Origin of the sequence: Chryseobacterium indologenes (genome assembly GCF_002025665.1) — a bacterium.
GTDB classification, from domain to species: domain Bacteria; phylum Bacteroidota; class Bacteroidia; order Flavobacteriales; family Weeksellaceae; genus Chryseobacterium; species Chryseobacterium metallicongregator.
Window position 1 is genome coordinate 3214249 of record NZ_CP018786.1, and the last position, 14019, is coordinate 3228267.

Here is a 14019-nt window from a genome sequence, read left to right on the forward strand (position 1 = left end):
GATTTTGAGTTTTATCTATAATCGGTACAATACATACAAAATCAAAGGCCTCCTGAGGAAGCCTTCGAAACACCAAATCACAAAATATTAATATGAAAAATTAATTTATAAAGCTGTTGCGGTATAAGTTACTGTTTGCGTATAAGTTCCGGCTGGTTTACCTAAAATATCAGAAGATGAGGATTTTGCTGCTGGAATAGTGTAATCCAGATTCAATGTTAAGGCACTTCCAAGAGGAGCATTGGTAACTAAATTCTGATCCGTTGCAGATAAAACTACAGTATTTTTTGTTCCGCCCATTGTTCCGGCAGCTGTAGCTGCTTTAATTGTCAAAACATTGACAGGGATTAGGTTCGTCCCATTCATAAAATTAGCACCTCCTGCTTTTACTTTAACATTAAAGTTCTTCGTGGAAGTAACTTTCAAAGAGTTGGCTTTAGTAATGGTCTGATCAGAGTTGTAATCTGCTGCAGTAACGTAGTTAAAGTCAACTGTATTACCAATGGCAGTACTTCCTGCGTCAATGGAGATTACGTCGTTCAGAGTAATGTTTACCGTTGTGGTTGCAGTTGTATTTTGAGCTTGAACATTGTTAGTTCCTAATATGATCGCTCCAAAAGTTAAGGCTGTGATTACGATTTGTTTTTTCATGATGGTAATATTTTATTGTTATTTTTTACTTAATTGTTATCTTTTGTATACTGCAAATTTATAGTGGTGCTAAAAGTTTCTTTGTAGTGGAAAAAGGAAGTTCACGTAGTAAAATCACTACATGGTTTATTCATTTGACTTAAATAGTAAAACCCTCAACACTTAGAAAGTGTTGAGGGCATATATAAATTGCTGTTATTTCTATTATAAAGCTGTCGTAATATAAATTCCCGGATTTTGAGTTTTATCTATATCGGTACAATACATACAAAATCAAAGGCCTCCTGAGGAAGCCTTCGAAACACCAAATCACAAAATATTAATATGAAAAAATTAATTTATAAAGCTGTTGCGGTATAAGTTACTGTTTGCGTATAAGTTCCGGCTGGTTTACCTAAAATATCAGAAGATGAGGATTTTGCTGCTGGAATAGTGTAATCCAGATTCAATGTTAAGGCACTTCCAAGAGGAGCATTGGTAACTAAATTCTGATCCGTTGCAGATAAAACTACAGTATTTTTTGTTCCGCCCATTGTTCCGGCAGCTGTAGCTGCTTTAATTGTCAAAACATTGACAGGGATTAGGTTCGTCCCATTCATAAAATTAGCACCTCCTGCTTTTACTTTAACATTAAAGTTCTTCGTGGAAGTAACTTTTAAAGAGTTGGCTTTAGTAATCGTCTGATCAGAGTTATAGTCTGCTGCAGTAACGTAGTTAAAGTCAACTGTATTACCAATTGCTGTACTTCCTGCGTCAATGGAGATTACGTCGTTCAGAGTAATGTTTACCGTTGTGGTTGCAGTTGTATTTTGAGCTTGAACATTGTTAGTTCCTAATATGATCGCTCCAAAAGTTAAGGCTGTGATTACGATTTGTTTTTTCATGATGGTAATATTTTATTGTTATTTTTTACTTAATTGTTATCTTTTGTATACTGCAAATTTATAGTGGTGCTAAAAGTTTCTTTGTAGTGGAAAAAGGAAGTTCACGTAGTAAAATCACTACAGGATTACTCATTAGGTTTAAATAGAAAAGCCCTCAATACTATGACAGTACTGAGGGCTTTTCTATTTAAAATTGTTATTTACTTACAATGCAGTGGCAGTATAAGTTATTTTTTGTGTATAAGTTCCCTTTGGTTTTCCCAGAAGAACCTTGGATGCATTTTCCGCTGAAATGGAATAGGCAATATTTAAAGACTGTTTGGTTCCTAAACTTGCATTACTCACCAGCACCTGATCAGTTGTAGATAAAGTAACCTCATTCAAGGTTCCCACCAAACTTCCGCCCGGTATTGCTTTTACTTGTAATATATCTACAGGAATTAGGTTTGCGCCACTTACAAAGTGTGCACCTTCAGATTTTACTTTTACATCAAAATTTTTAGAAGAAATAATGACTAAACTGTTGGGAACGGTCACATTTTTTGATGAATTATAGTCTTTTGTGCTCCCATAGTTAAAATCTACGGCACCTTCTGAAGCAACAGAGCTAATGTCCATTGCAATAACATCCGATAAAATAATATTTACTGATGTACTCACCTGCTCTGAATTTTGTGCCATAACCTGGTTGGTTCCTAAGGCAATTGCTCCCAGAGACAGCGCAATGATAAAGATTTGCTTTTTCATGATTAATAAATTTAGTGAGGTGTAATAATATTGTCATTCAGAATTCATTATAAATCTAATAACAATATATGACATTACCAAAGTTTTTTCATCATTGATTGAATATTACCACCATATAGTTCACAGATATTCAACCTTATAGCATTAATTCTACGATCTTAGTTAATTATTAAGAAGTATGACTTCTCTTATTTTATGCCTTAATTCTTGACTAAATTTTTTATTATTTTGAGTTGTACTCAAAAGCTGTATCATATTACTGTTTAAACATTCCATTTTAATAATAAAACATAAACATAAATTTAACCAGTAACCTTGGTGGTGATCAATAATATCTTTCAAGATTAGTTCTATAGGAAAAATATCAGGAAGTAATATATTATCTTTATTAATTAACATTTTTAACTGTTGACTCACCGTTTCTGTATTTTCAAAAATTATATAAAAAGGATGACCATGGAAATTATTCATAGTAATATTTGTGGTTTTACCTTCGTAAATTATTTTCCAACAATTACCACAAAAATAACACTCATAATTAATCTCTGATATATATATTATTCTTATCTCCATATTGTATGATTAACTTTTAGACCTGTTTTCTGATTTGATTATTCCATCTATGTTCAGAATTTTCATCCGTAATTATTGTGTTTCCTTGTCTTCTCAACATTCCTCCCACATAATTCCTTTTTTTATTTAATGAAAGAACTAACGTTTGGTGGGGGAAACTGCAGCTGCTATACCTTCCCTTTCTACTGCATTTGTATTTCCTCCAGAAATATGCCTAGCAGTAGACTTCCACTTCAAAGTTATAGACTTCTACTTTTTCATCCAAGAAATTAATAGATTCCAACAAAGAAATAATATAAAAATGGCGCCACTTTACAACAAGTGACGCCATCTTATATGAGTTATATATTCCTTATTTTGGAATTTTCAAGTTTTAATACATCTTATTTTCTGCATATTTATAAACTGTCTTTTCATCCCATGCAAATAATTGGATAGAGCTATACGGTGGTATTTTGTATGAATAAGCTGCACTTTTTATGTCAAATCCTTGCGCATGGCTATCACTGGCATTTAATACGAGTATTCTCTGACCCCGGAAACATTTTCCTAATGTAAATTGTTCACCATGAACACATCTGATGACCAGCATTCTATTATCAGAATCATAATATTGAACTCCTGGCTGCTGCTCAATCATGCCATGAGATAATCTCATTCTAGAGTCTTCATTGATAATCTCATCATCAAGATAGGAAAGACTTCCGTCAGGAATAAATAAAGTATTAGGCTTTTCATCTTTTGATTTAAAGTTTTCAGTAGCCTTTACTGAGCCTGAAACAGTTACTTTATCGGCATCATTAGCATCTGTACCTATACCAATGTTATAACTCTTTCTATGGAAATTAATCCCTTCCCAACTCTTATATTTACTTGAATATTTATAATATTCACCTTCCAAAACAGTTAAATAGAACCCATCCTGTTCATTATATATACCAGATTCTCCGCCATTATATTCATCAGCAACCATTAATCCATTACCTGTATGGCTAGTAAATTGCTGGTTTACAATAACACCGTTATTAGACATATAATTCCAGCTATTGATATTATTTTGAGAGAAATCTGCGTCACTCCATAATTTATACCATGCCTTAGACCACTTATCATCAATACCTTTTCTGATTTTAAGCATTGGTATTCCTTCTCCATTTATACCGGTTTGATTGGCAAAAACCAATTGGTATGAAGAATCCCCAGTGGATGCAGAGGTGCCATCCCAGGGAGCGTAAGTCATTACACCCGCATAATTTCCAGAGCCTCCAACAGATCCGGCATTAATAAAATCAAATCTAACTCTACGGGAATTGCCATTTGGAGCAACAACTGTATTCGGGTCTCTTGAACCATCTCTTGAAGTAACAAAGTAATTTGTAGCAAAGACTCCGTTTGAATTAGTTAGATTTATCCATTGACCACCTTCCTCCTCAGGTTGAATTGAGAGAGTCTGGCTTGTAAAATTAGATGACACCCAAGATTGAGTAGCCAGAAATACATAACCATCTGTTCTATGATAGATGTAAGGTGCACCTGCTGACAAACCACTTGAGAATCCTAATGTTTGAGCATTTTCAGCAGAATTAACTTTAGCATCTGGATTAAAATTATTATTGGTCCAAAGTGCTTCTCCATCTGACAATAAAGGAATATTCCCTTTTTTCGTCATGGTTGTTGTATTAACAGCCTGCCAATATTCTAAATGATTGCTGAATAAAGGAAAATCTATTCTATGATACCATGTATTATTTCCTGCAATATGTAAAGAGTTACCGTAAGTAGTGGGGAATCCGTTACCTGTCGCCCAATCTGTAACACTTAAAGGATAATCGGTTTTTACTGCGGCTGCATCCTGATGGTTTCCTCTTTTCGCTAAGTATTCTGCGGGATTTAAATTGTTAGTAGTCCAGGGAATACCCCCTTGAATTTTAACAACACCATTGTCTGAATTTAATAATAAATCACCATCATTTACCGCTCTAACTACAAAATTATCTCCTGTCCCACCCCATGTGGCAGCACCTCCATCAGCTCCAATATAGGCTATATCTTTAGATCCATCATATTTTTGCCAGGTCAGATAATTCCCTGTTTGTGCAGTACTTTTCCACTTACCTAACATAGCTGGAGTCTCTATATTAAAAGTACCTGTCATAGTATCGCCATCTTTTCTGAGATAGTTTCCTAAGTCTGAAGATGATACAAAGTCTGAGGCTAATCTTTGCCCACCACCTGCTGTTAAGATATAGTTATCATTATACCCAACTTTATTGAAACCTTTTGATGAAACCTGACCGGCATCAGTGAATGTTATACCATTATTTAAATCCCAATCTTCTGCATTATTTGTAACAGAAGGTGCCAGTATTAAATTGTTATTGGTAGGTTTCTGAATTGACCAGGATTTATATGAACTATTTTTTAGTTTGAAAGGTATTCTGTTATAATAGGATTTAGCTGCAGAGATAATTTCATCTGTATTTCTTGTCTGATACTCACTTGGTTTGAAATTTACATTATCCCAGGCTTTTCTCCATAATGTCCAATTGCCATTATACCCACTTCTATAGACTAATTCTCCTGCGTCTGCATTCGTATCATTATATTTTACCTGCAACTGTGCTGTGGTATCCTGAGCCCCCATGTGCAACATAGGACTATACAAATGCTGAACTCCTCCTCCGTTACTGTTCGCTCTATAAACTCCGGAACTGGAATACCCTCCAAGACTATTGAAGTTATCATTAAGCTGAACTGCTTTTGGAATATAGCTACTGTCTGCAAAATTTGTTAACCAACTTCTCGTAGCGACTACATCAGAAGGTAAAGTAATGATATGGGTAGGATATAAATCAAAGTTAGGTTCTATTGCATGAGACCATCCTACATTCCAGTCAAGATTATAGTTCCCATATTTAACTTCTACTTTAGCGACTTCAAATGAGAAGTATCCATTCCAGAATGTGTTTGATTCTCCTAATAAAATACTAACATATCCATCAGTTCCAATCCCAATCCTTGCGGTAGTGGTAGGAAAATTATCTGTGACTTCCCATATCGCTTTTGAACCATTGGTAACCAGAGTTCCTGATACATATTTGTAGAAAGCAACATTCACTTTTCCTAAGTACTGATTTTCATATCCATAAATATTAATATCAACACTAAACATAGCATGTTCTGTTGAGGCTTGTGGCATTTTAATCGCTAAAATACCTGTGTGCCCTCCATCACCATAATTCCCTTGATAAACTTTATTAAATATCCTTACATTATTCTGGTGTTTACTTATAGATCCCCCGCCATCAAATTCTAAATCCTTTGTCCCAAGATTCACATCCTGTGCTGCGCCATTGTAGGGAACATAATTATTTAGAACTGATGCATTAACAAAAGTTGACGGATCTAAGTTATGGGCATCCCAAACCACTCCATTGACTCCATTTTTATAATGTATAATGTCATTGCCATTAGATTCTATAATCGTATTAATGGTAGGGTTTCCTACATATAATGTAGACGGGCCACTATAATTTAAAACCTGTTTATTACCTGTAGTAAATGAATTAGAATAAATACCTACGCTAGAATAAATCTGACCTGATCTTCCCAGAAAATGAGTAGGCTGATCCGGATCTCCAAAATGGAAACCTATCCCCTCATTCAGGCTATTGGCATTTCCCTGATAATAAGAAAGTCCGTAAGTATCTGCGTTTGCAAATGACCAGATTCTATTCCTTTCGTCTACTTTGTAAAACCTGTTTTGAAAACCTTCATCTGTTTGCACAAAACCTCTTGAATGGATACCATATGCAGGAATAAACTGAGAGTCAGTATAAGCAGAAGAGGCCAATAAACCACCAGATAAAATTGCCTGCGCTCCATTTCCATTGAGTCCGGCTATAGGTCTGTCGGAATCTAATGCCCAATAGCCACCTGTATCCTTCTTCTCCCAAAATGTATTACCAGCAACTAATTCTTCTTTAGTGAGTAAATGTTTAAGATTGATCTGAACTCTTTTTATACCTCCCGGATCCGGATGATCGGACACTGAAGTAACTCTGTTTTTACCTTGATCTAAGCCTCCATATCCAACCGTTACCTTTACATCAAACCCCTGCCAATAAGATAATTGAGTAAACCAAAAACAAAGTTTACCATTTAAGTTTAAGGCAGTAATCGAATTCCAGTAATGTAATGTAGAATAGCCGCTATGAGAAATAATAGTACCATTATAGATATAGCCCTGAATCTTACAATCTAAAGGCTGATCAGTACCGTACATATTCCCTTTAATCTCTAAAAGAAACTGATCTCCATAGTCTACAGAATAATCTACATCAGTTTCAATGAATGTACCCTGCGGGAAGTTTCTTCCGGAATGATACCAGGAGTCTTCTTTTCCCCGGGAATCATAATCTCCACCGCCTCCCGTAAGGAATCTTCCATTATCTGACCCATCTTTATAATACCCGGCAGATCTCACGTTATCAAAAGCATTGCCATTGATATTCATAAAATGGTAACCGTTTGATCTATATTGCAATGTACCGGCATAAAGGCCTGGCTGATGGAAAGAAATTGCAGGGTAAACTGTATCAGATGTACCATTACCTCTTACTTCTAAAGCAACTGCATTATAAGCATTCCCGGTAGCTCCTGAGAATGTTTTTCTTGCCGATATATCCTGAAAGGTATTAGTGGTTACTAAATTTAAATCAGAAACTATTTCCGCATGGGTTCTTGTGCTAATTTTTTTCGTTACAGAATTCCAAACCATTACAGAACCTGCATCGTTTGGAACACTTTTCACAATTATTTCGCCTTCTACGGCGATATGATTGTTAAAATATTCAGGAGCAATCATTAGTCTAGTCTTGCAGTTAAAGTAATTCTATATTCATTCGGGGTAAGAGGTGCCAAAACATCTATTTGTACGTCATTTTCTGATATAACCCTACAGCTTACATTTATTTTTCTATTATCAGCATTACGATAACAGATATAATCAACATTCACGGTATTCCAGCCATGGGTGATGGGGAAAGAAACGGACGCTCCATCTCCGATATGCCATGTTTGGGATTTAATTTTTGCATCCAAAACAGCTTTCGTAGATTTTGGAGTCATTGCTTTAGTAATATTGACTCCCTCAATAGCTTCAATATCTGTAGCAATCTGGATCACTCCTTTTACCGTATCTGTAGCGTCTACAATATCAGGAATACCTTTTTCTATAATCTGATAATTTTTAGGAATATTGTAAGCATCATCGGTATTGGCAATAAGATGGTCACCCACAGATACAGGTTCATTGCCCACCCATCCATTTGCTGTAATCACCCATACCATTCCTGTTTTAATTACAGCTGCTGTAGCAGGTGATGGCATCGTCATTGAACCTTCAACAGTAGAAGGAGTATAACCTCCCGGCTGATAGATCAGTGCTCCTGTAAGACTTTGTCCTATGAAGTTTTCAACATAAGTCTTAATTTTATAGGATGACCATGTAAAGGTACCTGACTGAATAGCGTCATTCACAACAATAGAAACAATATCTGCATTGGTAAGATTTCGGCCTGCTACTTTAATAACATGCCCTGAACTATTGGTCAGGAGCTGACTTAGCAATAGAAGCCCGCTTGTCTGATTGGTCTGAAATGGATTATTAGTCAGTGGATAATCTGGATGTACATAATTTTCGGCCAAATTAATCCATTCGGTTCCGTTCCATTGATGCAATTGCCCATTATAATCAATTACCCAACCTGCAGGAACATTATCCGTACTGGGAAATGAAGTAAATTGTTGAAAACGGGTACGTTGTAATTCCCCGAAAAAATTATCCTGATTTGCGTTATTACTGATTACTGCGTTGTTATTCATAGTTTTTTATTTTTTTATGGTTTAACTTTTAAAATGAGAATGTTAATCGGATTAGCAAGGTCGCCCAACATCTTAATCTCGATGGTTTGATTGGTTGCATAATCGTCAATATTTATTTTTTTTCCGGTAACACTGTCCCGGGCCTGAATGATTACATTTTCCGTTTGAAGGGTATTGGGAAATACTGCACTTCCGGTAATCTGCACTACTGCACTTTCAGCTGTTTGTGAGATCAGCAAAATCTTATCATAGATCTGCTTATTAAATTCCTGTTGATTTTTCGGGCTGCCTAGCCAACCGTAGTCCAATAACAGCTTTACTTTATCTTCACTTGATTCTCCTATGGGAAGAGCTTTTAAAGCTTCAATATCATCACGGTTTTTTTTAATGAAGTTTACTATTTCCTGAAGTTCATCTAAAGACAGATCATTAGACAATAGTATCTTTCTAATATTTTCTATCTTCAGGGCTAAGTCTTTATCAGCATCTTTCAGTGCATCCACAAAACTATTTACCTGTATTTTCGTGTACGTATTGCCTAATTGATCAGAACTGTCGATGGTAGCAACATTGCTGATTCCGAGTTTGCTTTTCCAGCTGTCAACATGTGCTGCAGTCAGGTTGCCGGCATTCAATAAAGCCAGATATTCCGAATGAGCCTTTGGGTCTTGTAAGTGTTCCTGAAATGCTTCTGCACTGGCAAATAACTGAAAGGTCTCTTCAAATCCTTCAATACTTTTCATAGGGATTAAGTCATCTTTGTGATAAAAAGATAAAAACGTGTCTTTAAACTGGGTTTCTGTTGGAAAATCTCCAGTTTCAAACCAACTGAAAATTGTATGTAATGGTGTACTCATTTGATAATTGATAATTAGTTTTGATAAAATTGATAATTGGGAAAGGCTTAAAGATTATTTCTATCGCGTGACATTTTAAAGGAGCGAAGAAGTCCATATACTTGCAGATGAAGCGATATGTCTATGCGTTCACTTAGAAAGAATCCATGAAGCTGATTCCACTTTTGCGATCTCAAAATATTACAATGATGCTATAACATCTTTGTTTGAAATTTGAACTGTATGAGCAGTTTGAAGCCGGAACAAAGCAGGCTACACCTGACTTTGGAGATTTATTTCCAATGATAACAGATGGTTTAAAGTTCCCACTATTAGGTAGAAATTATTTATTTAGAAAAGAACAGATCAGCTTCAGCTTTTCTTCTGCGGATGAGCCCGTTTAATGTTTTCCCGGCAGCTGTAATGTATTTCGTGGTAAACCAATTTCTGATGGCCTGCTCTTCTGCTTTTTTATTAATCAAAGAAAATAGTCCATCTGATCCTCCGGTATTGTAAGTATGCGATACGAGAGCATCAAATTGATTTTGAGTAAGATTCAGTTTAATTTTACTGTTGACAATTTTTTCATAAGTTGGTAAAACAGATGAAAATAACTCTATTCCTTTTTCTTTAGTGATGGCAGGATCTTTCATGGTTACTTTTTTTCCTCCTGGATAGTAGGTGTTGCCATATCCTATTGTGGGAATTCCGGCAGAATCCAGATAAGGTTTTGAATTGAAACCTTCAAATGATACAATCAGATTGATTCCCTTTTGCGATGTTTTCATGTCTTAAAATATTTGTAGGTGAAAAAGATGAGTATTAAAGTGATTCCAATAATCGTAATGAAAATCCAGGCCAGAATTTCAAATCCATCTGTTTGAATTTTCTTTGTTTCTTCAGAGACATTTGAAGCCACTTCTTTGACTGTTTCTTTTGAACTTGTTTTCTGGGTTACATCCTGAACAGCATGGGTAATTTCTTCTTTTTTAACCTCTGATTTTTCATGGTTGCCCTTTGCATAATAACTGCTGATAGAATATTCTGCATTTCCCAGGATGGAAATACGTTGAAGGGTATCACGTCCCACCACATTATGGAAAACAAAGGGATGAGATGCGTCAGATTTTCCTTTAATCAATAGCTCACCGGATATTTCATTTTTCTCTTCCTTCAGTGACATCTCATCCGATAGACTTTGAGTTGATTGTGAGGTTTGAAGTGTTAAAGAATCAGCTTTTATTTCTTCTGTATTTTTAGTATTTTCTTTATAAGTGGCTGTAATTTTGTGTTTACTCCGGCAGCCCAACATGAGACTGCTCAAGATGAGCAACAACAGAATTTTTGTTTTCATGAGTTTTAGTTTTAAAAATTGAAAAGGCTTATCTTGAATTCTTCAGACTCAGGAAATCCAAATGGTATTCAAATTCTTACATAAAGATTTTATCTTCTTTTACGTATTCTTTTTTGATGCTATCCAGCAACATGTCTAAGCTTACTTTAAAGCCAGATTCTTTTAATGCAATTGTTTTTAAACTAACATCCTGTATGATATTCATAATATTAGAACCGGTTAATTCATATCGTTGAGCAATTTGTTCCAGATCAATATCTTCAAGTTGTAATTGTTCGGGTAAATTTTGCTGCCAGATACGCAGACGCTCTTCATGCTTTGGATTATTAAATTGTATGCAGCTGTGAAAGCGTCGTGTAAAGGCTTTATCCATATTATTTTTAAAGTTGGATGCCAGAATAATAAGCCCTGAAAATGTTTCTATGCGTTGCAGCAAATAAGAAACTTCCTGATTGGCATATTTATCATGGGCATCTTTTACAGAGGTTCGTTTTCCGAAAATAGCATCCGCTTCATCAAAAAATAAAATCCAGTTTTTATTTTCTGCTTTATTGAACAGTTTAGCTAATTGCTTTTCTGTTTCTCCAATGTACTTTGAGACCAGCATAGAAACATCCACTCTGAAAACAGGGCGCTGGGTGTATTTCCCTAAAAGGCTGGCCGCAAGAGTTTTTCCTGTTCCCGGCTCTCCATGAAACAACACTCTGAACCCTGGTTTAAGTTTGGTCTGCATATTCCAATCTTCCATAAGAATCCGGCTGCTATTGTACCAGGCTTCAATACTTTTAAGCTCCTGTAACGTCATTTGAGGAAGAATCAAATCCGTCCATGATCGATGGGTAAGTATTTGTTCTGCAGGAAAATCATTGCTCATTTTCGGTAATAATTCCAGGCCAAACATGATCTTATTAAAAGCTTCTTCATGAATATTGATCTGGCTGTTCATTGATGCATGTTCATGGGCTGAACCTGAAAAAACAATGAGTTCTTCTTGACTCAAAACCGAATTCGGACCGAAATAATCCAGTGATTTTAATCTTTCTGAAATACTATCCCCTCCCAAAACGTATTGAGCTGCCTGAATTGTAGGGTAAAAGAGCCTGCCGCTATCATTGGTTGAACAGAAGTCAAACAGTGCACTCCCCGGAAGTTCCAGATAAATGCGTTTCAGTAATGATGGATCTAATCGTGGCAGCAAAGCCATTAAAAGAATCACGACTTCCTGATGGGCAAGCTCTTTCCCTGAAATATAATCTCCTAATTGAAAATTCTCATGGTTACTAGTATTAAATTCAGGGGCTCCTATATTAAAATCCTCTGAAGGATTGTTGATACGCCATGTAATAACCTTTTCTAAATGGGTAAATAATTTTTGTAATTGTTCTGACTCCATTGGTTTTTATCTTTTTTAAGATCCGGGGTTCTGCATCATTTTCACTTTTAAGATGCTTCCACTTATCTTGTCGTTATTTCAAGAAACCTCAACCGGAAACTTGCTCACATTTGAGTGTCTCTCCACAGCTGGCTCCGCAACTGCTTTTGGAAAGTCGCCCTTCATTGGAGTCCTTCATTTTAAAGAATCAATCTGCGTTTGAAGGAGAACAAGAGATCCGAAGATCAGCCATTCTGCTTCCAGAAGGAGATTCAAATGTTTACATATCAGAAAATTCCGGGACTTCAGATGCTAAAAGGAGTCCTGCCAATGAGAGTCTCTCCGATTGAGGTAGTATTTTTAGTAATGAGAATGTAATGGATTACTTCTCTGCCGCCTTGCGATCTTAATATCTTTTATAGGGATAGGATGCGGCTTGTTGTGTTACATAATAACAATTACTATGTTGTTGTTGTGTACAGTTCAAAATTAATCCCTTTTTTGTTCTTATAAAAGTTTTCTGCCCTATCTGTACTGTAGTTGCAGTAACTCTTAATTTTTTAGGATCAAATGATGGTTTATTCCAGTACTGTTACTTCAGAAGTATGAATATTTTGTACTACTGATTGCTGTTAAGAAATTCCAGTCAGACTATTTTTCATTAATAGAATAACTACATTCGATTCTTACATTTCTGATTTCATTTATATCACCGCCATACCATGCATCCTGACTTTGTCCGGCATATAAAAAGCCTGTAGCTAAAAGGGTATTGGTATCTTCATCAAAGATATCGCATCGTACAGATTGACTCAATCCCGTAAGGTCTGCTTTATAATTAAAGCTTAAATGATCACTTAAATCATAATGATCAGTAACCATATCTTCAGCTCTGAATCTATCACTCCAGTTACTTGCACTTACTCTGTACTGTATAGGCACTTCTGTTTTGTTAACAAACTTAATATCTGTATTCAGAACGTTTATCTTTCTTCCAAAATTCTGTTTATAAATATTCACGGGTAACCTTTTACCCTCAAGTGATCCTAAATCAAAACCTACAGGAATTGTATTCAGGCCATTTCCAAACATTCTAAAAATCGTATAGCTCTGGCTTATTTCATATCTCAAAAGATAATATTCGTTTTCTTTTAATGTTTCTCCCGATATTTCTTTTACTTTAAAAGTATAAGGTGCACTGCCTAATAAGAATTGTTTTTCCACAACGATGTCAGTTTGTCTTACGGTGACTACCTGATCTTCTTCATCCTGTGAGCTGATACCAATCCGGAACTTTAAATTTCCAACGTCGTTTGTAGAATAGTAAATGAATGCATTATCAATAAGTGCCAGACTATTGGCAAGGATTACCATTTCTTTACTGGTGAGGACATCTTTCTTATGTCTTAAAGAATCTATCAATTCCGAAAATTGACCTTGCGTTGGATGTTTTCCTGTTTCAAAATAGGTTTTTAATTCTTCTCTTGGGGTTAATTTATTTTCTTCCATTATATTTTATTATTCTTTACAATTTAATTGCCTTTGGGTTCAATGATTATTTTTGTTATGTTTTTAAAATTCGGGATTCATTTTTTTTAAATTCCTATAAAAATTTTTAAATTTCTCTATTCTGCGGTACTGCTTGGTTTTAATCATCGAATGATGGGTTACTTGATTTCAAAGCCGAAGTTCATCTTTTTTCTCTTTTCGGGAAAG

Annotated in this window: 12 protein-coding genes; 1 reads left to right on the plus strand and 11 read right to left on the minus strand. The window is 35.4% G+C overall.

Annotation, left to right across the window (positions count from 1 at the left end):
- Nucleotides 1–105: 105 nt before the first annotated feature.
- The 10 genes from BUE84_RS14630 to BUE84_RS14675 all read right to left on the minus strand — a co-directional run bounded on the left by BUE84_RS14630 (nt 106) and on the right by BUE84_RS14675 (nt 12324).
- A complete protein-coding gene (locus tag BUE84_RS14630) occupies nt 106–651 on the minus strand; it encodes a peptidoglycan-binding protein LysM (RefSeq protein ID WP_079242269.1) in 546 nt (181 codons plus the stop codon).
- Nucleotides 652–989: 338 nt separating this feature from the next.
- A complete protein-coding gene (locus BUE84_RS14635; protein ID WP_079242269.1) occupies nt 990–1535 on the minus strand; it encodes a peptidoglycan-binding protein LysM in 546 nt (181 codons plus the stop codon).
- Nucleotides 1536–1739: 204 nt separating this feature from the next.
- Entirely contained in the window at nt 1740–2282 is a 543-nt protein-coding gene (locus BUE84_RS14640; protein WP_079242270.1) for a peptidoglycan-binding protein LysM, read from the minus strand.
- A gap of 162 nt (nt 2283–2444) precedes the next feature.
- The gene (locus BUE84_RS14645) at nt 2445–2855 is read right to left on the minus strand and encodes a hypothetical protein (RefSeq protein WP_145953258.1); all 411 of its coding nucleotides are present in this window, start codon (nt 2853–2855) and stop codon (nt 2445–2447) included.
- Nucleotides 2856–3228: 373 nt separating this feature from the next.
- Entirely contained in the window at nt 3229–7722 is a 4494-nt protein-coding gene (locus BUE84_RS14650; protein WP_079242272.1) for a hypothetical protein, read from the minus strand.
- Complete coding sequence (locus BUE84_RS14655) at nt 7722–8741, minus strand: hypothetical protein (RefSeq protein ID WP_079242273.1); 1020 nt, start codon at nt 8739–8741, stop codon at nt 7722–7724. The genes BUE84_RS14650 and BUE84_RS14655 overlap by 1 nt, the downstream gene beginning before the upstream one ends.
- A gap of 14 nt (nt 8742–8755) precedes the next feature.
- Nucleotides 8756–9598, minus strand: a complete 843-nt coding sequence (locus tag BUE84_RS14660; protein WP_079242274.1) for a hypothetical protein — start codon at nt 9596–9598, stop codon at nt 8756–8758.
- Nucleotides 9599–9924: 326 nt separating this feature from the next.
- Nucleotides 9925–10365, minus strand: a complete 441-nt coding sequence (locus BUE84_RS14665) for a lysozyme (RefSeq protein WP_079242275.1) — start codon at nt 10363–10365, stop codon at nt 9925–9927.
- The gene (locus BUE84_RS14670; protein ID WP_079242276.1) at nt 10362–10931 is read right to left on the minus strand and encodes a hypothetical protein; all 570 of its coding nucleotides are present in this window, start codon (nt 10929–10931) and stop codon (nt 10362–10364) included. Before BUE84_RS14670 ends, BUE84_RS14665 begins: the two co-directional genes overlap by 4 nt.
- A 76-nt stretch (nt 10932–11007) precedes the next feature.
- The gene (locus BUE84_RS14675; RefSeq protein ID WP_079242277.1) at nt 11008–12324 is read right to left on the minus strand and encodes an ATP-binding protein; all 1317 of its coding nucleotides are present in this window, start codon (nt 12322–12324) and stop codon (nt 11008–11010) included.
- Between the two features lie 110 nt (nt 12325–12434).
- Here BUE84_RS14675 and BUE84_RS14680 point away from each other — a divergent pair, with 110 nt between their 5' ends.
- Nucleotides 12435–12653 carry a hypothetical protein gene (locus BUE84_RS14680; RefSeq protein ID WP_145953259.1) on the plus strand — a complete coding sequence of 73 codons (219 nt, stop codon included), beginning with the start codon at nt 12435–12437 and terminating at the stop codon, nt 12651–12653.
- Between the two features lie 301 nt (nt 12654–12954).
- Here BUE84_RS14680 and BUE84_RS14685 read toward each other — a convergent pair whose 3' ends face one another.
- Nucleotides 12955–13812: a hypothetical protein gene (locus BUE84_RS14685; protein WP_079242279.1), complete on the minus strand. Its 858-nt coding sequence runs from the start codon at nt 13810–13812 to the stop codon at nt 12955–12957.
- Between the last annotated feature and the right edge of the window lie 207 nt (nt 13813–14019).